The 20689-nt window shown below is 65.5% G+C and carries 23 protein-coding genes; 16 read left to right on the plus strand and 7 right to left on the minus strand.

Features of this window, described 5'->3' with window-relative positions:
- Positions 1-32: 32 nt before the first annotated feature.
- The 3 genes from WC597_RS02870 to WC597_RS02880 are packed head-to-tail and all read right to left on the minus strand — an operon-like array spanning position 33 to position 2670.
- Positions 33-536: a hypothetical protein gene (locus WC597_RS02870; protein WP_372691701.1), complete on the minus strand. Its 504-nt coding sequence runs from the start codon at positions 534-536 to the stop codon at positions 33-35.
- Between the two features lie 32 nt (positions 537-568).
- Entirely contained in the window at positions 569-1501 is a 933-nt protein-coding gene (locus WC597_RS02875; protein ID WP_372691702.1) for a Gfo/Idh/MocA family protein, read from the minus strand.
- Positions 1502-1506: 5 nt separating this feature from the next.
- Complete coding sequence (locus WC597_RS02880; RefSeq protein ID WP_372691703.1) at positions 1507-2670, minus strand: DegT/DnrJ/EryC1/StrS family aminotransferase; 1164 nt, start codon at positions 2668-2670, stop codon at positions 1507-1509.
- 175 nt (positions 2671-2845) lie between these two features.
- Here WC597_RS02880 and WC597_RS02885 point away from each other — a divergent pair, with 175 nt between their 5' ends.
- The 4 genes from WC597_RS02885 to WC597_RS02900 all read left to right on the plus strand — a co-directional run bounded on the left by WC597_RS02885 (position 2846) and on the right by WC597_RS02900 (position 6374).
- The gene (locus WC597_RS02885) at positions 2846-3934 is read left to right on the plus strand and encodes an AGE family epimerase/isomerase (RefSeq protein WP_372691704.1); all 1089 of its coding nucleotides are present in this window, start codon (positions 2846-2848) and stop codon (positions 3932-3934) included.
- Positions 3931-4440, plus strand: coding sequence for a D-glycero-alpha-D-manno-heptose-1,7-bisphosphate 7-phosphatase (locus WC597_RS02890; protein WP_372691705.1), 510 nt, complete (start codon positions 3931-3933; stop codon positions 4438-4440). Before WC597_RS02885 ends, WC597_RS02890 begins: the two co-directional genes overlap by 4 nt.
- A gap of 63 nt (positions 4441-4503) precedes the next feature.
- Positions 4504-5385 (plus strand): alpha/beta fold hydrolase, encoded by an 882-nt coding sequence (locus WC597_RS02895; protein ID WP_372691707.1) that lies wholly within the window; start codon positions 4504-4506, stop codon positions 5383-5385.
- Positions 5386-5613: 228 nt separating this feature from the next.
- Positions 5614-6374 (plus strand): IS5 family transposase gene (locus WC597_RS02900; protein WP_372691708.1). Its coding sequence is split into 2 segments (ribosomal slippage): positions 5614-5941 and positions 5941-6374, totalling 762 coding nucleotides; the frame shifts between segments, so codons are not numbered across the junction.
- Between the two features lie 18 nt (positions 6375-6392).
- Here the strand turns inward: WC597_RS02900 and WC597_RS02905 are convergent.
- Complete coding sequence (locus WC597_RS02905) at positions 6393-7367, minus strand: ABC transporter ATP-binding protein (RefSeq protein ID WP_372691709.1); 975 nt, start codon at positions 7365-7367, stop codon at positions 6393-6395.
- A 185-nt stretch (positions 7368-7552) separates the two neighbouring features.
- Between WC597_RS02905 and WC597_RS02910 the strand changes: the two genes are divergently transcribed.
- The 6 genes from WC597_RS02910 (at position 7553) to dinD (ending at position 13210) form a co-directional block, all read left to right on the plus strand.
- Entirely contained in the window at positions 7553-7846 is a 294-nt protein-coding gene (locus tag WC597_RS02910) for a hypothetical protein (RefSeq protein WP_372691711.1), read from the plus strand.
- 55 nt (positions 7847-7901) lie between these two features.
- A complete protein-coding gene (locus WC597_RS02915) occupies positions 7902-8141 on the plus strand; it encodes a zinc-finger domain-containing protein (protein WP_159848963.1) in 240 nt (79 codons plus the stop codon).
- Positions 8142-8238: 97 nt separating this feature from the next.
- Positions 8239-8679 carry a VOC family protein gene (locus WC597_RS02920; RefSeq protein WP_372691712.1) on the plus strand — a complete coding sequence of 147 codons (441 nt, stop codon included), beginning with the start codon at positions 8239-8241 and terminating at the stop codon, positions 8677-8679.
- Positions 8679-9302, plus strand: a complete 624-nt coding sequence (locus tag WC597_RS02925) for a DUF6655 family protein (protein ID WP_372691713.1) — start codon at positions 8679-8681, stop codon at positions 9300-9302. Before WC597_RS02920 ends, WC597_RS02925 begins: the two co-directional genes overlap by 1 nt.
- Before the next feature lie 37 nt (positions 9303-9339).
- On the plus strand, positions 9340-12264 hold the full coding sequence (gene polA / locus WC597_RS02930; RefSeq protein WP_372691715.1) for a DNA polymerase I: 2925 nt from the start codon (positions 9340-9342) through the stop codon (positions 12262-12264).
- Between the two features lie 91 nt (positions 12265-12355).
- A complete protein-coding gene (gene dinD / locus WC597_RS02935; RefSeq protein ID WP_372691716.1) occupies positions 12356-13210 on the plus strand; it encodes a DNA damage-inducible protein D in 855 nt (284 codons plus the stop codon).
- 34 nt (positions 13211-13244) lie between these two features.
- On the opposite strand, the gene WC597_RS02940 is transcribed toward dinD, so the two are convergent.
- Both WC597_RS02940 and WC597_RS02945 read right to left on the minus strand, forming a co-directional pair.
- Positions 13245-14399, minus strand: coding sequence for a hypothetical protein (locus tag WC597_RS02940; protein ID WP_372691717.1), 1155 nt, complete (start codon positions 14397-14399; stop codon positions 13245-13247).
- A gap of 105 nt (positions 14400-14504) precedes the next feature.
- Entirely contained in the window at positions 14505-16664 is a 2160-nt protein-coding gene (locus WC597_RS02945) for a TonB-dependent receptor domain-containing protein (RefSeq protein ID WP_372691718.1), read from the minus strand.
- Between the two features lie 159 nt (positions 16665-16823).
- On the opposite strand from WC597_RS02945, the gene WC597_RS02950 reads away from it, so the two are divergent.
- Both WC597_RS02950 and WC597_RS02955 read left to right on the plus strand, forming a co-directional pair.
- Positions 16824-17027 (plus strand): twin transmembrane helix small protein, encoded by a 204-nt coding sequence (locus tag WC597_RS02950; protein WP_159848945.1) that lies wholly within the window; start codon positions 16824-16826, stop codon positions 17025-17027.
- A gap of 2 nt (positions 17028-17029) precedes the next feature.
- Complete coding sequence (locus WC597_RS02955; protein ID WP_372691719.1) at positions 17030-17602, plus strand: cob(I)yrinic acid a,c-diamide adenosyltransferase; 573 nt, start codon at positions 17030-17032, stop codon at positions 17600-17602.
- A gap of 4 nt (positions 17603-17606) precedes the next feature.
- Here the strand turns inward: WC597_RS02955 and WC597_RS02960 are convergent, their stop codons facing one another.
- Positions 17607-17951, minus strand: coding sequence for a hypothetical protein (locus WC597_RS02960; RefSeq protein WP_372691721.1), 345 nt, complete (start codon positions 17949-17951; stop codon positions 17607-17609).
- 116 nt (positions 17952-18067) lie between these two features.
- On the opposite strand from WC597_RS02960, the gene WC597_RS02965 reads away from it, so the two are divergent.
- The 4 genes from WC597_RS02965 (at position 18068) to WC597_RS02980 (ending at position 20386) form a co-directional block, all read left to right on the plus strand.
- Positions 18068-18832, plus strand: coding sequence for an electron transfer flavoprotein subunit beta/FixA family protein (locus tag WC597_RS02965; RefSeq protein WP_372691722.1), 765 nt, complete (start codon positions 18068-18070; stop codon positions 18830-18832).
- Position 18833: 1 nt separating this feature from the next.
- Positions 18834-19763 carry an electron transfer flavoprotein subunit alpha/FixB family protein gene (locus tag WC597_RS02970; RefSeq protein ID WP_372691723.1) on the plus strand — a complete coding sequence of 310 codons (930 nt, stop codon included), beginning with the start codon at positions 18834-18836 and terminating at the stop codon, positions 19761-19763.
- Between the two features lie 76 nt (positions 19764-19839).
- Complete coding sequence (locus tag WC597_RS02975) at positions 19840-20130, plus strand: DUF167 domain-containing protein (protein ID WP_372691724.1); 291 nt, start codon at positions 19840-19842, stop codon at positions 20128-20130.
- 55 nt (positions 20131-20185) lie between these two features.
- Positions 20186-20386, plus strand: coding sequence for a hypothetical protein (locus tag WC597_RS02980; RefSeq protein ID WP_372691725.1), 201 nt, complete (start codon positions 20186-20188; stop codon positions 20384-20386).
- Positions 20387-20689 lie beyond the last annotated feature (303 nt).

Raw genomic sequence — 20689 nt, forward strand, 5'->3', positions numbered from 1 at the left:
GCGTGCTGATTTTGGAACAGTCCGGGGCCGGATCAGTCGGGTGCGGTGCGAGACGCGGGGGCTGTCGCCCACTCGCCTCGCCATTCGTAGGTCAGGGTGACGCAATGGCGATAGGCGCCGTCCGACCATCGACCGACCGCCTGCATGGTCAGGGGGCGCGGCGCCCGAACCCGGCTCATGATCAGCCAGACCTCGTCCGAGCCAGGACACAGGGCGCGGGCCAGACCGCGGCCGTCGCCGTCCTGATCCACGCCGTAGATGTCGTTCACTTGTGCGCCCTGTGGCAGGGCGCGACGCGCCGCATCGGGTCCGCCACGTGTGAAACCGGCCGTGCCGCGCGCCGAGGTGGAATAAAGCCTTTCGACCTGGACCGCGCCGAACAGTCCACGCCGGACCTCCAGCGTCACGCCCTTGGTCAGGGCCTGGGTGATGCGGTCCGACGCATTGTAGGACAGGAACCGGGTGTCGGCTTGGGCCGGTGCCGCGGCCGACGCTACAGCGGCGAGAGCGAGGGCGGTGGCGATGAAACGGCGCATGCGTCCCTCTTCGTCAGGTTTTGCGGCGAGAACTAGGCTTCGCCCAAGCAGCGGAGAGCGACTTCAAGATTGCGCAGGCCGTCCTCGCCCGTGACCGCCGGGGTTTCGCCGGTCGTGATGGCGCGGGCGAAGGCTTCCAGCTCTTTCTTGAGCGGTTCGGCGGGCCAGGAATTCAACATCCGGGTCGAATAGGAGCCGTCGGGCTGCTGGCCGAAATATTCGGTGACCTGACGGGTGATCAGGTCGGCGACGATGAACTTGGTCTTGGTGGCGACCTGAAGCGTGCGGGTCTTGTAGGGCGTGACCCAGTTGGTGGTGATGTGGGCGATCACCCCATTGTCCAGACGGAACTGGAGCAGGGCCGTGTCCTCGCGGTCGGCGCGTGTGCGGGCCAGTTGCGGCTGGACCTCGGTGATCTCCGAGCCCGTCAGGTGACGGATGATGTCGATGTCGTGGACGGCCAGGTCGATCACCACGCCGACCTCTCCCATGCGGGGCGGGAAGGGGCCGACGCGGGTGATCTGGATGGAGATGATCTCGTCGTCGGCGACGGTGCGCTTGACCGTCTCGACCGCCGGATTGAAGCGTTCGACCTGACCCACCATCAGGACGCGGTCATTGGCCTTTGCGGCGTCGATCATGCGCTGGGCATCGGCGACGCTGGCGGCGATCGGCTTTTCGACCAGGACGTGGACACCCTTCTCCAGCAAAGCGACGCCGATCTCGGCATGGAAACGGTTAGGGGTGGCGACGATGGCGGCGTCAAGACCGGCGTCGACGAAGGCCTGGGCCGTGGTGACCGGCGATGCGCCATAGGCTGCGGCGACGCCTTCGGCCGTCACCGCGTCGGGGTCGAAGACGGTGGTCAGGTCGAACTCACGCATCTCGGAGGCGACGCGCGCATGGTTGCGGCCCATGACGCCGACGCCGGCGACGCCGATCTTGAGGACTGGAGTGTTCGGCATCAGGTTCAACCCTTGTAGCTGGCGACGGCGGCGATGACCTTGTCCTGGGTCGCCTCGTCCAGATCGGCGTGCATCGGCAGGCTGATGACCCGGTCCTTGAGCCGTTCGGTCACGGGAAGCCCGCCCTCGCCGCGCGGGAAGCGCTGATAGGCCGGCTGCAGGTGCATGGGCACCGGATAATAGACGGCGGTGGGCACGCCCTGATCCTTGAGGTGAGCGGCCAGGCCGTCCCGATCTTCATGCTCGACCGTATATTGGGCCCAGATCGAAACGCCGCCGTCGATCACATGGGGCACGGCCGCGACGTGGGGCGCCAGCTTCTCGTGGTAGCACGCGGCGATCCGGTTGCGCCATTCGATCTCCTGTCCAAAGACGTTCAGCTTCTCGATCAGGATGGCGGCCTGGATGGTGTCCAGGCGGCTGTTCATGCCGATGCGCATGGCCAGGTATTTGGGGTCGTGGGCGAACGCGGCGGCGCCCGCCTTAAGGTCCTTGGCGACGGCCTTGCCGTGGACCCGCAGCGAATCCATCTCCTGCGCCAGGTCGTCGTCGTCGGTCAGCACCGCCCCGCCGTCGCCATAGCAACCCAGCGGCTTGGCTGGAAAGAAGCTGGTCGTGGTCACGTCGGCCCATTTCAGCGGGTGGTCGCCGTTCAGGGTGCAGCCGAAGCCCTGGGCCGAATCCGAGATCAGCTTCAATCCGTGGCGGTCGCAGATCGCGCGGATGGCGGGATAGTCGGCTGGTTGGCCGAACAGATCGACGGCGATGACCACCTTGGGCGTCAGGCGACCCTCGGCCTTGACCGCGTCGATGGCCGCTTCCAGGTGCGCGGGGTCCATATTGTAGGTGCGCGGATCGACATCCACGAACACGGGCGAGGCGCCCAGCCAGGGCACGACCTCGGCCGTCGCGGTGAAGGTGAAGCTGGGGCAGAAGACCGCGTCGCCCGTCCTTATGCCCCAGGCGATCAGCGGCAGGATCAGGGCGTCGGTGCCGTTGCCGCAACCCAGGGCGTGTTTGGCCTGACCGAAGGCGGCGAGGTCGGCTTCGAATTGGCGGACCTGCGGGCCCATGACCCAGGCCCCGCCGACGACGGCTTCCTGGACAGCGGCCTCAATCTTGCCGGCGAGACGCAGGCGCTGGGCCTGAAGGTCGATGAAGGGGATCATGAGGGACGCTCTCCACGGGGGATCGGGCGGCGGTCCAATAGGTATGGGCCGCGAATGTCGGGCCGTCCTAGCAAGATCGCGCGCAGGGGCCAAATCGCGCGGCGTCACATCGCGTTGCCCTTTGCTACCGCATCCGCCCCTTGGCGCCCGCCGGGTTGCGCCTTAAGCCGACGCCATGACCACGCTCGCCGCCGCCCAGACCAAGGTTTCAAGCTGGCTGTTCGATCACGCCTTTCCGCTGTGGGCGGATCGCGGCGTGGATGAGGACGGCCGCTTTTTCGAACTGCTCGATTTCGAGGGCAGGCCCGTGACCGGGGCGCGCCGTCGCACGCGGGTGCAGGCGCGCCAGATCTATGTCTTTTGCGAAGCCGCCGCCCTGGGCTGGGAACGGGGTCGCGCGGTGGCCCAGGCCGGGCTGGATGGGATGATCGCGACCTGCCGTCGCGAGGACGGCCTGTGGGTCGCCGCAACCGACGATGCGGGCGCGGTGCTGGATGAAACGCCAGACCTCTACGACATGGCCTTCGTCCTCTTTTCGCTGGCGGCGACGCACCGGGTGCTGGGCGATCCGCGTGCGCGACCGCTGGCGTTGGAGACGTTGGCGAAGATCGAGGAGATGATGGTGGCCCCGCACGGCGGTTGGCAGGAGGCCTTGCCGCCGCGTCTGCCGCGCCGACAGAACCCGCATATGCATCTGCTCGAAGCCATGCTGGCTTGGCAGGCGACGGCGCCCGATCCGGCTTTCGAAACGGCCGCCCGCGTGTCGTTGGGTCTGTGCCGAACCCGTTTCCTGATCGACGGCGCCGTCCACGAGTATTTCACCGAGGACTGGGCGCTGGATCCTGTCACAGGCCACATCCTCGAACCGGGTCATTTCGAGGAATGGGCCTGGCTGCTGAGCCAGGCCAAGGTCGCTGGACCGGATACGGCGGAGGCGGCCGAGGGGCTTCACCGCCGCGCGGTGGCGCAAGGTCTGAAGGGCGGTTTCATGATCCGCGAGATGGACGCCGCAGGCGCGCCGATCGATGCGGGGCGTCGCCTGTGGTGCCAGACCGAGGCGATACGTTCGGCCCTGTTGTTCGGCGATGCGGGCGCCGTCGATCTTATCGACGCGACGTTCGACACCCATCTGGCGACTGCCGTTCCTGGTCTGTGGGTGGACAGCTACGATGCGGAGGGTCGCTCGCACGACACGTCTGTGCCCGCCTCCAGCCTTTACCACCTCATGACGGCCTTCATCGAACTGCTGGCGCGCAAAGCATGAGGGGCATCCCCGCCGCCTTTCTGGATCGGGACGGAGTGCTGATCGAAGACAGCGGCTATCCGCATCGGCCTGAGGATTTGAAGCTGATCCCCGGCGCGGCGGCAGCCGTGCGGCGAATGAACCAGGGCGGTTATCGCACCGTCATCGTCACCAACCAGTCGGGCGTTGCTCGGGGTCTGTTCAGCGAAGCGCAGATGGAGGCCTTCAACGCCCTGCTGGTCGAGAGACTGGGCGAAGATGGAGCGATCATCGATGCCGTCTATGCCGCCCCCTTCCACCCCGAGGCGGTGGAGGCGCGCTATCGCCATCCCGATCATCCCGACCGCAAGCCCAATCCCGGCATGTTGTTGCGGGCGATCACCGAGCACGATCTGGATCCGGCGCGGTCCTTCATCATCGGCGATCAGAAGCGCGATCTGCAGGCCGGCGAACGGGCGGGCGTGGCGGGGTTTCTGTTCGAGGGCGGCGACCTGGACGCCTTTGTGCGCGACGTGGTGGGCCTCTAAGACCGGGCGTCGCATTTCCTCGCCTGGTGAATTACTCTGATCGAAAATCGGAGGAGATCGCCAATGAACGCGCCCTATCCCTTTGCCGAACGGCGCTGGACCTCGCCGGACGGTCTCAGCCTGTTCGCGCGTGACTATGCGCCCGGTCCCGGCGTTGCGCGTCCGCCGGTCATCGCCATCCATGGTCTGACGCGCAACAGCGCCGATTTCGAAGCCATCGCGCCCTTGCTGGCCCAGAGCGGGCGGCGGGTTCTGGCGGTGGATGTGCGCGGGCGCGGGATGTCGGATCGCGCGTCCGACCCCATGACCTATAGGCCCGATGTCTATGCGCGCGACGTGCTGGCCCTGATGGACCAGGCGGGGATCGACCGCGCCGTCTTCGTCGGCACCTCTATGGGCGGACTGATCACCATGGCGCTGATGGCGATCCGGCCCAAGGCGGTGGTTGCGGCGATCCTGAACGACATCGGGCCTGAGGTCGCGCCCGAGGGGCTGGCGCGCATCGCGGCCTATAGCGGCCAGCCGGTGGAGATTGGCTCGTGGGCCGATGCGGCGGCCTATGCGAAGCGGATCAATGCGGTCGCCTTTCCGCACTATTCGGACGCGGACTGGGACGCCTTCGCCCGGCGCATCTTCCGCCAGCAGCCGGATGGGGAGATCGGGTTGAACTACGATCCCGACATCGCCGTGCCGATCCGGGCGGCGGGGGCAAAGGCGCTGGTTCCGAACCTGTGGCCCTTCTTCCGGCGACTGGCGCGCAAGAAACCTACCCTGCTGGTGCGCGGCGCGAACTCGGATCTGCTGAGCGCCGACATCGCCGGGCGGATGAGGAAGGCCGCGCCGACCATGGCCTATCTCGAGGTTCCCGAAGTCGGCCATGCGCCCATGCTGGACGAGCTGGAGGCCAGGGCGGCGATCTTCGAGTTCCTGTCAGAGGTTGATTGAAGTCCTGACCGGGGCGAGGGGTTTGCCATTCCCGTCATCCTCGCCCTTGTGGCGAGGATCCAGACTCTCGGTGTTGAAAGTTGCGCAGGCTGCGGATGCACCGGGAGTCTGGATCCTGGGCACAAGGCCCAGGATGACGATTGGAAAGGGTTGCGTTAGGTCGTAGTGACGATTTAGGATTCCCCGACTGACGCGGTTCTGATTCAACGCTTCTCTTTGGAGGTGTCGATGGAAGGCGAAGTTCTTCGGGACGATCAGTGGGCGCGTATCGAACCGTTCGTGCCGGGAGGCCGCAAGGGCAAGCGGGGTCCGCGCAGCAACGGTCGCCTGTTCGTGGACGCCTTGTTGTGGATGGCGCGATCAGGTGGTCGCTGGCGCGATCTGCCGGAGCGGTTCGGCCCCTACCAGACGGCCAAGCGGCGGTATTATCGCTGGATCGAGATGGGGGTGCTGAACCGTCTGTTCGAGGCGGTGGCGGCGGAGCCCGATCTGGAATGGGTCATGCTGGACGCCACCGTCATCCGGGCTCACGCCCAGGCCGCCGGCGCGCGGCGTAAAAGGGGGGACCGGACGCCCAGGCGCTTGGCCGGTCTCGCGGCGGCTTCGGAACCAAGATCCACGTCTGCGTAGATGCGCTGGGCCTGCCGGTCCGCATCCTGCTGGGGCCGGGCCAGCAGAACGACATGGCGCCCGCCGTCGATCTGATCGACGGCATCGCCGCCAACTGCGTCCTGGCCGACAAGGCCTATGACGCCGACAGGCTCTATCGCAAGATCATCGACCAGGGCGGCGATCCCGTCGTGCCGCCCCGCCGCCACCGCAAGCGACAGCACGCCTACGACAAGGCTCTCTACAAGGAGCGCAACCGCGTCGAACGCTTCTTCAGCCGCATCAAGCACTTCCGCCGCGTGGCCACGCGATACGACAAGCTCGCATCGACATTCATGGGCTTCGTCACCCTCGCAGCCATCATGCTCTGGCTCAAATAGCTAAATGGTCACCGCCACCTAGTCCTTGGTTGGATCGACCTGCGACGTGTCCCCGTAGGTCAGGGCCAGGAAGACGTCTTCCAGGTCCGGATCCTCGGTGGTGATGTCGGCGATGGTGACGCCGGCGGCGCGGACGGCGTTTATGACCTGTTCCACCGACGACTGCCCCTTCTTGTAGGTCACGGCGAAGGCGCCGCCCGGGCGGGTCGTGACCTGGAAGCCGTCAAGAACAGGCGGCGTCGGCTGGGGCGTCTCGGGCGTCACCACCACATTGCGGCTGTCCAGACGACGCAGAAGCTGCGGCGTCGGTTCGCAGGCCACGACCTCGCCCCGGTTGACGATGGCGATGGTGTCGCAGAGCTCCTGCGCCTCTTCGAGGTAGTGGGTGGTCAGGACGATGGTCACGCCCTCGGCGTTGATCTGGCGAACATAGGCCCACAGCTGGCGGCGCAGCTCGACATCCACGCCGGCGGTCGGTTCGTCCAGGATCAGGATCGGAGGATTGTGGACTAGGGCCTTGGCCACCATAAGCCGGCGCTTCATGCCGCCGGACAGGGCGCGGACATAGGCGTTGGCCTTGTCCGACAGGCCCAACGCGGCCAGCAGTTCGTCGGATCGGCGCTCATTCTTGGGCACGCCATAAAAACCGGCCTGGACCTCCAGCGATTCGCGCGGGGTGAAAAAGACGTCGGCGACGATCTCTTGCGGCACGACGCCCAAGGCGGCGGCGGCGTCGCGCGGCTCCTTGTCGATGTCGCGACCCCAGATCTTCACCGACCCTTCCGACTTCTTCACCACCCCGGCCAGGATGTTGATCAGGGTCGACTTGCCGGCGCCATTGGGACCCAGCAGGCCGAAGACCGAGCCGCGCGGAATGACCAGATCGACGCCGCGCAGGGCCGTCTTGGGCGCGGCCTTCTTGGACCCGGCATAGGTCTTCTTCAGCCCGTGCACCTCAATGGCGTTGTCGGGCAGGGCGGGGGTCTCTGACATGATCGGCTATTCACTCGGGCGGGACGGCGAGCGGCATAGGTAGGGCGCAGGGCCGCATTCGCCAACCTGTCCAACATAGAAGTTGCGACAAGTGTGCCTGTCCTTGTGTCAATGGTGCTTGACTAATGTGATTGTTGTGTCTAGCTTGCTTGTCATAAAGACAACCTAGCTTGATGGAGATCGCCGTGACCACCTTTCAGAAATCCAAGACTCCCCTGACCCGCACCCGCCTAATCGGCTTCGTCGCCATGGGCGTCTGCGCAATCGGCTATATCAGTGGGGGACTGGCGCTATTGGCGGGCAAGACCGATCAGATCGAAATGACGCATGCGGCCATCGCGGGCGCCGCCTTGCTGCTCATCGGCGAAATCGGCCTGTGGGTCGGCGCCGCCTGTCTGGGTCTGACGCTGTTCAAGAAGCGCAAGGCGATGCTGAACCGCCTTTTGGGCCGTCGTCCGGCGGCGCCCACCGAGGTTTGACCTTCGGGGCCGGTCCGCCTAGGAAGCCCGCAAGCCTTCCACACCGGACCGCATCATGCCCCCCCGCCATTCTGACGCCATCATCCCGCCGCCCGAAGAGATCGTGGTCTCCACCAAGCGCGTGGCCTGCGACGGCGGCGGCGGGGCGCTGGGTCACCCGCTGGTCTACATGGACATGGGCGAGGACGACTTCATCGAATGCGGCTATTGCGACCGGCGTTTCGTCCTGTCGGCCCATCCGCACGACGAGAACGAATATCTGAGCCCGGCGGCCCGCGCGCCCGAGGCCCACTGAGCCCGAGGCCTACTGAGTTCGTAACCTCAGTTCAGTCGCGGTGTGACGGCGTCTGGGTCTATAGAGCGCTGACACCCCGTTCGGACGGAGACGAGTCTTGCGCTATCTGCACACCATGGTCCGGGTAAAGGACATCGACGCCTCGCTGCATTTCTACTGCGACCTGCTGGGTCTGCAGGAGGTGCGGCGCACCGAGAACGAGGCGGGGCGGTTCACCCTGGTCTTCCTCGCCGCGCCCAAGAACCTGGCGCAGTCGGCGGCGGAACGCTGTCCCGAAGTCGAGCTGACCTTCAACTGGGACCCGGAAGAGTATCAGGGCGGCCGCAACTTCGGCCATCTGGCCTACAAGGTCGACGATATCTACGCCGCCTGCCAGACGCTGATGGACGGCGGGGTGACGATCAACCGCCCGCCGCGCGACGGCAACATGGCGTTCGTCCGGTCGCCCGACGGCATCTCCATCGAACTGCTTCAGGAAGGCGCACCGCTGGCGCCGGCCGAGCCCTGGGCCTCGATGCCCAATACCGGAGCATGGTGATGCGTGCGGGGCAGGGGCTATCGCTGGCCGTGGCGGCGTTGGCCCTGACCCTGTCGGCCTGCGCCTCGACGACCGAGAGCAACACAGGCCGCACGGCGACGGAGCAGCTTCTTCTGGCGCGGGCGTCGGACAAGGCGGTCGAAGGCCTGGTCTTGCCGCTGCCGCTCGGCGCCTCGGTCTTCGTCGATGACGCCTATTTCCAGGGCGAGGGCACGCGTTACGCCGTCAGCGCCATTCGCAGCGGCATCTCCGACGCCGGTTTCAGCCTGGCGCGCAACAAGGACGAGGCGAACGCGGTGTTCGAGATCCGCGCCGGCGCCCTGTCGCTGGAGCAGATGCGGCGCGTGTTCGGCATTCCCGAGATGCGGATCCCGATCAACGAGACGCTGAACGTCGTCTCCCTGCCGGAACTGTCAGTCTACAGCCACCGCGACCGGGTCGGCGTCGCCGAGTTTTCCGGCTTCCTCTACGAGGCCAAGACCGGTGCGCCGCTGGGCGCGGTGGTGCCGATGATCGGCACCTATCGCATCCGCAGCCACAAGGCCTTCATGGTCGTGGCCTGGGGCCAGCAGCAGGCCCAGCCGGGTCAGCGCGATCCCGGATCGAGCTGGACCGAATTCTGACGCTGACGCGGCGGCTTTCGCCGCCTATGTTCCCGGCATGACCGAGACCACAGCGCCCGAAACGACCGAGACCGAAAGTCCCCAAGATCGGGCCCCGACGCAGGACGGCCCCGCGCTGCGGCTATGGATGATCGACGCCTCGGCCTATATCTTCCGCGCCTATCACGCCCTGCCATCGCTGACGCGTAAGTCGGACGGACTGCCGGTGGGTGCGGTCCAGGGCTACTGCAACATGTTGTGGAAGCTGCTGAAGGACATGAAGGGCGCCGACGGTCCTACCCATCTGGTGGCCATCTTCGACCATTCTGAGAAGACGTTCCGCAACACCCTGTACGACCAGTACAAGGCCCACCGCCCGCCGCCGCCCGAGGATCTGATCCCGCAGTTTCCGCTGGTGCGCGAGGCGACGGCGGCGTTCGGCGTCCATTGCGTCGAACTGCCCGGCTACGAAGCCGACGACCTGATCGCCACCTATGCCTGCAAGGCGCGCGACGCGGGCGGGGAGGCGGTGATCGTCTCGTCCGACAAGGACCTGATGCAGCTGATCGGCGGCGGCGTCGTGATGTGGGATCCAATGAAGGACCGGCGTCTGGCCGAGCCCGAGGTCTTCGAAAAGTTCGGGGTCGGCCCTGAGAAGATGGTCGATCTTCAGGCCCTGATCGGCGACAGCGTGGACAACGTGCCCGGCGCCCCTGGCATCGGGCCGAAGACGGCGGCCCAGCTGCTGGACGAATACGGCGATCTGGACACGCTTCTGGCCCGTGCGAGCGAGATCAAACAGCCCAAGCGGCGCGAAACCCTGATCGCCTTCGCCGATCAGATCCGGTTGTCGCGTGAGCTGGTGCGCCTGACCTGCGATGCGCCGGCGCCCGAGGCGATCGACGACTTCGCCGTGCGCGATCCCGATCCCGAGACCCTGTCGGCCTTCCTGGAGACGATGGAGTTCCGCTCGCTTCAGCGCCGCGTCGGTGACGGCAAGGCCGGCCCCAGCGACGTCTCGGCCTTTGCGCCCAAGCGTGCGCCGAACCTGAACGCCCCCGTCGCCACGCCGCGTTACGGACAGGTCGTGGAAGGCCCGGCCGAGGTCCAGACCTTCGATCACGCCGCCTATGAATGCGTTCAGACCGAAGAGGCGCTGGATCGGTGGATCGCGCGGGCGACCGAGGTCGGCGTCGTCGGCTTCGACACCGAGACCGACGCCCTGTCGGCGACCCATGCGGGCCTGTGCGGCGTGTCGCTGGCGGTGGGGCCGAACGAGGCCTGCTACATCCCCCTGACGCACGAGCACGAACCGCAGGCGAACGACGGCGGCCTGTTCGGCGAGCCGGGCGAGGCGCGCGAGCCGATCCATCAGCTGGACAAGCCGACCACCCTGGCCAAGCTGAAGACGCTGCTGGAAGACCCGTCGGTCCTGAAGGTGTTGCAGAACGCCAAATACGACATCGCCGTCATGGCGCGTCGAGGCATTCGCGTCGCGCCCTATGACGACACCATGCTGATCTCCTACGTGCTGGAGGGCGGGTTGCACGGGCACGGCATGGACGAGCTGTCGCGCCTGCACCTGGGCCACGAGCCGATCCCGTTCAAGCGGGTGGCGGGGACCGGCAAGAGCCAGAAATCCTTCAAGCACGTCGCCCTGAAACCGGCGGCGGAATACGCGGCCGAGGATGCGGACGTGACGCTGCGATTGTGGCGCATCCTGAAACCCCGACTGGCGCGCGAGGGCCTGTCCACCGTCTATGAGACGCTGGAGCGCGGCATGCCGACCGTGCTGGCGGACATGGAGCTGAACGGGGTCCGCATCGACCCCGACCGGCTGAAGCGACTGTCAAGCGAGTTCGGCCTGCGCATGGCCGAGCTGGAGGCCCAGGCCCACGAGATCGCCGGACGGCCCTTCAACATCGGCTCGCCCCGCCAGATCGGCGAGATTTTGTTCGGAGAGCTCAACCTGCCGGGCGGCAAGAAGACCGCCTCCGGTCAGTGGGGCACCGACGCCAGCGTGCTGGAGGAACTGGCGCTCAGCCACGACCTGCCGCGCGTCCTGCTGGATTGGCGCCAGCTGTCGAAACTGAAGGGCACCTATACCGACGCCCTGACCGCCGCCGCCGACCCCAAGACCGACCGCGTCCACACCAGCTATCAATTGGCCGCCGCCACCACCGGCCGTCTGGCGTCCAGCGACCCCAATCTTCAGAACATCCCGATCCGCACCGAGACCGGACGCGAAATCCGTCAGGCCTTCATCGCTGCGCCCGGCAACGTCCTGATCAGCGCCGATTACAGCCAGATCGAACTGCGCCTGCTGGCCCATATCGGCGACATTCCCGAGCTGAAGCGCGCCTTCAAGGCGGCACTGGACATTCACGCCGCCACCGCTTCGGAGATGTTTGGCGTTCCCGTCGAGGGAATGCCCTCCGAGACCCGTCGCCGCGCCAAGGCGATCAACTTCGGCATCGTCTACGGCATTTCGGCCTTCGGCCTGGCCAACCAGCTGGGCATCGATCAGGGCGAGGCCGGGGCCTATATCAAGACCTATTTCGAACGCTTCCCCGGCATTCGCGCCTATATGGACAAGACCAAGGCCGAGGTGCGCCAGACGGGCTTCGTCTCCACCGTCTTCGGCCGCCGCATCCACATCCCCGCCATCCATTCCAAGTCGGGCGCCGAACGCCAGTTCGGCGAGCGCGCCGCCATCAACGCCCCGATCCAGGGCGCCGCCGCCGACATCATCCGCCGCGCCATGATCCGCATGCCTGCCGCCCTGACTGACGCCGGCCTGAGCACGCGCATGCTGCTCCAGGTCCACGACGAACTGGTCTTCGAAGCCCCCGAGGCCGAAGCTGACCGCGCCATCGTCGTCATCAAGCAGGTGATGGAAAAAGCATCCGACCCGGCGGTGGCCCTGACCGTGCCGCTGGTGGTGGAAGCGCGAGCGGCTTCGAACTGGGACGCCGCGCACTGATAGTAAATCCTCATGACGCCAGAAGTACGGACTTCCAATTTAGGGCGCGAGCCTAGCTTGACCGTAAGTTGCTTCTTTGTTCTCATTCAGCATGACCGATATCGAGAGCGCCCAGCCACGTAGGCAATCGTTCGAATCCATTCGTCGCGAAGACAATGGGGTGGAATACTGGTTGGCGCGCCAACTCGCGCCTGTTCTCGGCTATCAGGACTACCGCAACTTTCTTGCAGTCGTGGAGAAAGCGCGAATATCTGCCGCTTCTGCAGGTTTTGACCCGGCGGATCATTTCGGTGACGTCACCACAATGATCGATCTGGGCAAAGGCGCTCGACGCGAGATTCCAGACGTCCGTCTGTCCCGATACGCCTGCTACCTTATTGTTCAGAATGGCGACCCGTCGAAGCCTGTCATTGCTGAAGGACAGACTTATTTCGCGGTTCAGACACGCCGCCAGGAAATCCAGGACGATCCAGCGTTCGGCGCTCTGTCCGAGGACGACCGCCGCTTGATGCTGCGACGAGAGATGGCCCACCATAATACAGCTCTGGCCTCCGCCGCTAGCCAAGCGGGCGTGGTTACCGGTTTAGACTACGCTGTGTTTCAGGACCACGGCTGTCGCGGCCTGTATGGCGGTCGAACCATGCGCGACATCCACGGTCTGAAGGGATTGAAAAAGACCCAAAAGATTCTTGACCACATGGGCAGCACCGAATTGGCTGCCAACCTGTTTCGCGCGACGCAGACCGAGGAAAAGCTGAAGCGCGACGGCGCTCGAACCAAAGCTCAAGCCAACGATATCCATTTGGCTGTTGGCAAGAAGGTGCGCGCGACGATCGGCGAACTGGGCGGGCTTATGCCGGAGCATTTGCCGACACCGGATACGAGCATCAAGCAGTTGGAACGCCGCAAAGCCAAAACTCTGAAAGACAATTCTGACAGCGAGTGATTCTGGACCGAGACCCCGATCCACTGGATCGCCGTCAGGCCGCCATCATGCCGATGTCGTCGGGGACTTCGCCGCGGCCTAGAAGGCCGGTTTCGAAGTCCATGAAGATGTCCATCAGCTCTTCGACGTTCACCGGCGCGGCGCCGGGGCCGAAGCGGAAGCGCCAGTAGCTGACGATGTGCTGGACGGCGCCCAACTGGTCGCCCAGCTTGGCGAACATCGAAGGGGCGTCCAGTAGGAAGTCGCGGAAGGCGGTGGGGCGGCCCTCTTGCGTCAGCTTGGCGTAGGCGTCGTCATAGACCCGCAGGGTGCGGCTGACCTCGTCGCAGGTCTTGATGATGCGGCCGCGCAGGACATCTCGGCTGCGCGCCAGATATTCCTTGGCGGCGCGGTCGATCTTGCCGACCGGCTTGATGGTGCGCACGGCTTCGGCGACGCCGGCGACCTCGCCCAGCAGGGCGGCCAAGGTCCATTTGTAATAGAGGAAGCCCTTCCAGCAGAAGACGCCCTCCTGATACTGCTCCGGCGCCAGACGCAGGGTCAGGCGCAGGGCGTCCAGCTGGTCTCCAGGCGTGTTGGACAGGATCTTGGACGCCATCCGCCCCGCCGAATCGGAGTTCACAGCGACCGCGTCAGGGCCCAGGCTGAGGGTCACCAGCGGCTCGATCTCGCTGCGGACGAAGGCCAGCATGCGCTGAAGATCACTGTCGCTGATCGAGAAATAGCAGGGCGAGGGGTCCAGGCCGCCGCGTCGCAACTGCTCACGCAGCAGGAAGGGATCCAGCGACGGCAGTTTGTCGATCAGGCGCAGGGTCTCGATGTCGGGATGGGTGGCGGCGACGCCGAACGCCTCCGTCATCATCCTCTCGAACCCGATCTGGTTGACGAAGACGTAGCGGCCGCCGGTCTTCAGGTCCGCATCGTCGATGGGGATGACGACCTTGGTGGCGACCTGGCGGCGGCCGGTGAACAGGTCGGTCTCGTTGCGGCGCAGACGGTGCTTGATGATCAGGGCGCGGTTCAGCGCCGAGGTGCGAAAGATCGGACGCGCGGCCCAGTCGGGATTGCGCACGGCGCCGTCGGCGGAGCTGTCGCCGTTTTCCTCCCACACGCGCAGCAGGTTCAGCACACGGGCGGTGGAGGCCGAGCTCTTGAGATGTTCGAGATTGCGGACGGCGCGATCAGTCATGTCGCGCAGATTGCACCGGTAATCGTGACCAAATGGCTTAGCTCGGCGCAAAAAGAACGGGGGTCGCCGAAACGACCCCCGCTTGATGGCTTTCGACTCTATGAATCAGAAGGCGGCCGTCACCGAGATCCAGAGGCGACGCGGTTCCTGATTGTTGGCGAACTCAGGCGCATAAACGACCGGGCTGCCGTAGGGCAGCAGGCTGACGAAGTCCTTGTCGAAAAGATTATAGACGACCGCATTGACCGTCAGATTGTCGTCGATGCGGTAGGCGCCACCGAGGTGGAACAGGCTGTAGGCGTCATAGTCGCCCAGCGCTGTCTGGGCGTCGCCGGCCCCGCGATAGCGCGCCGAACGGTATTCGCCACGCAGCCACAGGTTCATCCGGTCGGTGGCGTTCCAGCGCAGATTGGCGTTGACCATATGCTCGGGGGTGTCGGTCAGAGGCTGGCCAGCGGCGGCGCCCGACTTCTGCTCGCTGTCGGTAAAGGTGTAGTTGCCCTGAAGCGTCCAGGCGTCGTCGAAGCGGTAACGTGCCGTCGCCTCGACGCCCTGGGTGGTCGCTTCGTCAATATTGATGCTCTGGCCGAAGGTGGCGAAGGTTGGCCAGAAGCCGACGTCTGCGCAGCCCGTCTTGTTGTATGTGCCGGCGGCGAACTGAGCCTGGGTCAGGCCAAAGGTGCAGTTGGCGATGGGCACGCCGGTGGCGATCTTGTCGTCGAACTGATTGTGGAAGACGGTGATGCCGGCGCGCAGGCGCTCATGATCGTCATAGAGGACGGCGAACTCGGTCGAGGTGGAGGTCTCCGGCATCAGGGTCGGCGTGCCGAGCAGCGGCAGACGGCCCTGCTGGCCGAAGCCGTTGATGCCTGAGGCCAGCTGTTCCAGGCGCGGGGTCTTGAAGCCCTGGCTGACGCCGCCCTTGACCGTCCACACATCGGTCGGGTTCCAGACCAGATAGGCGCGGGGGCTGAAATGCGATCCGAAGACCGAGTGATCGTCGTGGCGTGCCCCGACTGTCAGGGCCAGGGTGTCGGTAAAGCGCCATTCGTCCTCGGCGAAGACAGCCCATTGGGTGTGTTCGAAGCGGGTCGGGGCCACGCCATCGACCATCTCGGCTTCCCAATACTGGCCGCCGACGGTGAAGGTATGGTTGCGCCATTGCGAGAACAGCTTGGTGTCGAAGATGCGGTTCTCGCTCTCCAAGTCGCGCGGGCCTCCGGCGCCGGCGACGCCGTTGGGGATGATCCGGCCCTTGGTCTCGGTCCTGGCGATCGAATAGTTGGATTCCAGCGTGCCGAACGGCAGACGCCAGTTGTGAGCGATGGCAACCTGGTCGCGGTTGAACTCTAGGAATTTGTCGTAGCCGCCGGCGGTGGTGGCGGTCCCCATCTGGCCCTTGGAGTTGTCGTACCACTGACGGCCAACGTCGGCGTCGATCCACAGGTCGTGGTCGGCATGCAGGTTGAACGCCAAGCGGGCGCCGGCGGACCAGATTTCGTTGGCGGTGGAACTGCGACCGAAACCGGTGACCGGCGTTTCGGCGCCGGCGATGTTCTCGAACGTCAGGCGCGACTGTTCGCGTTCCGAACGCGAGCCGCGGATCGACAGTCCGACGCGGTCCTTGATCAGCGGGCCGGCCAGATAGACGTCGCCGCCGCGGATCGGGCCGAACTCGTCATCGCCCTGAATCGTGTAATGGGCGCTGGCCGAGCCGTACCAGTCGTCGCCGATCTTGCGGGTGATGATGTTGACCACGCCGCCCATGGCGTCAGAGCCGTAGAGGGTGGAGACGGGGCCGCGCACGACCTCGACCCGTTCGATGGCCGAGACGGGGGGAAGGAAGCTGTTGGACGTCTCGCCGAACCCATTGGGCGTCACGCTGCCGGCCGTGTTCTGCCGGCGGCCGTCGATCAGGATCAGGGTGTAGTCCGAGCCCATGCCCCGGATATTGATGGTCTGGCCGCCCGTCTTGCCGACGGCGGCGCCGGTGTCGACGCCTTCGACATTGTTCAGGATCTCGGCGAGGGAGACGGCGCGGACTTCCTCGATCTCGGCGCGGGGAATGACGCTGATCGAGGCGGGCGCCTGGTTGATACGCTGTTCGAAGCCCGAGGCGGTGACGACGATCTCGCCCAGCTCGGCCGTCTGCGTCGCCTGTCCGGCCGTGACCGGTTGAACGGTCTCCGCCAGAGCGGCGCCCGAGGTCAGGCCGAAAGCGCAGGAGGCGCCGGCCAGAAGGCGAGCGCGGGTCGAGAAGGTCATGATCGGAATAGCCCCTGATATTTGCGAGCGCCTCTCAACAGCATTCGCAACCACACTCCAAGGGGGGTGCGCCCATCGGTCGCAAGCGGCGCCGTATCGCGAGGGGCAGCCGGTGGGCGCCGCTGGCGTGTTGCAGCGATCCGGGTCTAGAACGACGGCATGCAGATCTTCGACATCCTGATCATCGTCGCCATCGCCGCCGTAACGATCACCCTGGGCTTTGGCCTCTATTCGCTGTTCCGGGGCGGGGACTATGCGCGGACCAACTCCAACAAGCTGATGCGGCTTAGGGTCGGGCTTCAGGCGCTGGCCGTCATCCTGCTGGTCGTCGGCATGATGTGGAAGGCGGCGAAGGGGGCCTGATCATGGTGACGCTGAACAAGATCTATACCCGGACGGGCGATGACGGACGGACGCGGCTGGCGTCGGGCGCGCCGGTGTCCAAGACAAACATCCGCGTCGAGGCCTATGGCACCGTCGATGAATTGAACGCCGTGATCGGCGTCGCCCGTCTGAACAGCGGCCAGAACGACCGCATCGACGCCATGCTGGGCCGCATCCAAAACGAGCTGTTCGACCTGGGCGCCGACCTGGCCACGCCGCTGGATCCGCCGCCGGCCTGGGAGGCGCTGCGGATCATAGACACCCAGGTGGCGCGGCTGGAGCAGGAAATCGACTGGATGAACGAGAGCCTCAAGGCTCTCGACAGCTTCATCCTGCCGGGCGGCGCGCCGTTGTCGGCGCATCTGCATGTCGCGCGCACTGTCTGCCGCCGGGCGGAGCGCGAGGCCGTGCGTCTGGTCGAAAGCGGCGAGGCCGTGAATGTTGAGGCGGTCAAATATCTGAACCGCCTGTCGGACCATCTGTTCGTCGCGGCGCGCCGCGCCAATGCGAACGGCGCCAGCGATGTAAAATGGAAACCGGGCGCGACCCGCTAAGTCGTTAGGCCGCCGGCCGTGCGGCCGCCAGCGCCGCTTTCTGGCGTTCGACCTCGACGGCGCGAGCACGATCCTGGGCAGCAAGCTCGTTCTCGATGCGGACCAGTTCACGATTTTTCTCGGCCGAGGCTTCCTCACGCGACACGCCGTTGGGGCGGCCTGTGATCTGGGCGATGGAGATGGGTTGGGCGCAGATACGGCTATCCATGTCGTACCATTTGCCGGCCGCTTCGCACCGCTTGCCCGGCGCGACCCAATAATCCTGCAGGATGAAGATCCCCACGACGGCGACGCCGAACAGGCCAAAGAAAATCATCGCCAGGCGGGGAAAGGTCAGGAAACGCTTCATCTCGTAGTCCGTTAGGGAGGGGTCGCTGCCACAGCTTGACCCCGCGTTACGTTGACAGGCCTTCGCGACCGCTCCATGTCCTGCCCACACATTCAGGCGATTTCACGGATAGACCCATGAAGGTACTCGTCCCCGTCAAACGGGTGATCGACTATAACGTCAAGGCCCGCGTGAAGGCGGACCAGTCAGGCGTCGATCTGGCCAACGTCAAGATGAGCATGAATCCCTTCGACGAGATCGCTGTCGAAGAGGCGGTTCGTCTGAAGGAAGGCAAGGAACATCACGCCGCCGGCACCGCGACCGAGATCGTCGTGGTCTCCATCGGCGTGACCCAGGCCCAGGAAACCATCCGCACCGCCCTGGCCATGGGCGCGGACCGGGGTCTGCTGATCCAGTCGGACACGGATCTCGAACCGCTGGCGGTCGCCAAGCTGCTGAAGGCGGTGGTCGAGGAAGAAAAACCCGACCTGATCCTGATGGGCAAACAGTCGATCGACGGCGACAACAATGCGGTGGGCCAGATACTGGCCGCGCTGCTGGACTGGCCCCAGGCGACCTTTGCCGGCAAGCTGGTGGTCGATGCCGGCAAGGCTACGGTGACGCGCGAGGTCGACGGCGGCCTGCAGACCATCGCCGCCGAACTGCCGGCTGTGGTGACGGTGGATCTGCGGCTGAACACGCCGCGCTACGCCTCCCTGCCCAACATCATGAAGGCCAAGAAGAAGGAGATCGCCGTCAAGGCGGTCGCCGACTATGGCGTTGATGTCGCCGACCGTCTGAAGGTCCTGAAGGTCACCGAGCCGCCCAAGCGGTCGGCCGGCGTCAAGGTGGCCGATGCGGCCGAACTGGTTTCCAAGCTCAAATCCGCAGGAGCGCTGTAATATGGCTGTCCTCGTCATCGCCGATCACGACGGTTCGACCGTTCGCGACACCACCAACAAGACCGTGACCGCTGCGCTCGGCCTGTCGTCAGACGTGGACATTCTGGTCGTGGGGCAGGGCGCGCAGGCCGCCGCCGACGCCGCGTCCAGGATCGCCGGCGTCCGTAAGGTGCTGCTGGCCGAGAGCGCCGGTTTGGGCCACGGCCTGGCCGAGGCGGTCGAGGCGACGGTGGTTCCGTTGGCCGCCGGCTACGACGCCATCCTGACCCCAGCATCGGCGGACGGCAAGAACTTCGCTCCCCGCATCGCCGCCAAGCTGGACGTCGCGCCGATTTCCGACATAGTCGAGGTCGTCTCAGCCGATACATTCGTGCGACCGATCTACGCCGGCAACGCGCTGGAAACGATCCAGTCGGCCGACGCCAAGAAGGTCATCACCGTGCGTCCGACGGCCTTCGCCGCCGCCGCTGAAGGGGGATCCGCCCCGGTCGAGAGCGTCGCCGGCGCCGATGCGCCCAAGACGACCTTCGTGTCGGAAGAAATGGTCAAGTCGGATCGCCCTGAACTGGGCGCCGCCAAGATCATCGTCTCGGGCGGTCGCGCCCTGGGCTCGGCGGACGAGTTCCACGCGGTGATGGAGCCGCTGGCCGACAAGCTGGGCGCCGCCATCGGCGCCTCGCGCGCGGCGGTCGATGCCGGATATGCGCCCAACGACTATCAGGTCGGCCAGACTGGCAAGGTCGTGGCGCCGGCCCTCTATATCGCCATCGGGATTTCGGGCGCGATCCAGCACCTGGCGGGGATGAAGGACTCCAAGATCATCGTCGCCATCAACAAGGACCCGGACGCCCCGATCTTCCAGGTCGCGGACTACGGCCTGGTCGGTGATTACAAGACCGTGGTGCCGGAACTGATGACGGCCCTGGGCTAAGTCTCGGCTAGACCAATATGCAGAGGGCGCGGCGCCGAACGGGGCCGCGCCCTTTTTCTTGCCCGTAGAGGATCGGATGGCGAACCTGCCCATAAGGCTGCAGCCCGGCGCGGCGGTGGATCGCATCGAAGGCTGGGAGGCGGACCCGGAGGGACGGCGCGTGCTCAAGGTGCGTGTGCGCGCCCGTCCCATAGATGGAGAGGCCAATGACGCCCTGATCCGGCTGCTGGCCAAGAGCCTCGGCGTGTCGAAGTCTTTCGTGACCGTGGTGCGCGGCGGCCAGTCACGGTCGAAGATGGTTGTCGTCGATGGCCTGGATGACGAGGCGCTGGGCGCGCGAATTGCCGAAATCCTTTCCGGCGACTGAGAGCGACCCCTTTCGGCGATTGGCGCGTTCTCCAAAAAAGCCGGAGAACAAACCCATGACCACGGACGCCCGTATCCTTCACTCCCGCAGCGGCGTCGTTCTGGAACAGAGGGGTGAAGACTACGCCGTCTCAAGCCTGCGCTTGGCGGAACCGTTGACCTTCACGGATGTATCCGAGGCGCAGCTGACGTTCGACAAGGAGGTTACGGCCTCAGAGCAGGACCCGAAGCTGATGTCCCGTTTGGGTGGGGCCTGAAGGGAGCCGAGTCGCCTGGAGTCTTCCAGCTCACATGACGATCTGACGAGGCGCTGGCTGCTCGTTGACTCGTGCTCTTTGAGAAACTTTCCCCTTGGCGTCAGAATCCGCTTGCTGACAAATCAGCCCCTACGTATAGAGCCGCCTCGCTCGGAAACGGGCTGGCCGACGGGGCCGCGGGGGTTCAAATCTCCAACGTCCCACGGAAGGAGGAGTTGAAAAACTTCTTGCTTTCATCGGTTAGTTTCACTAGGTTCCGCGCTCCAATCGAATCGCCGACGGGTTTTAAGAGGTAAGCCTCGC

The organism is Brevundimonas sp. (assembly GCF_041648115.1).
Lineage (GTDB): Bacteria > Pseudomonadota > Alphaproteobacteria > Caulobacterales > Caulobacteraceae > Brevundimonas.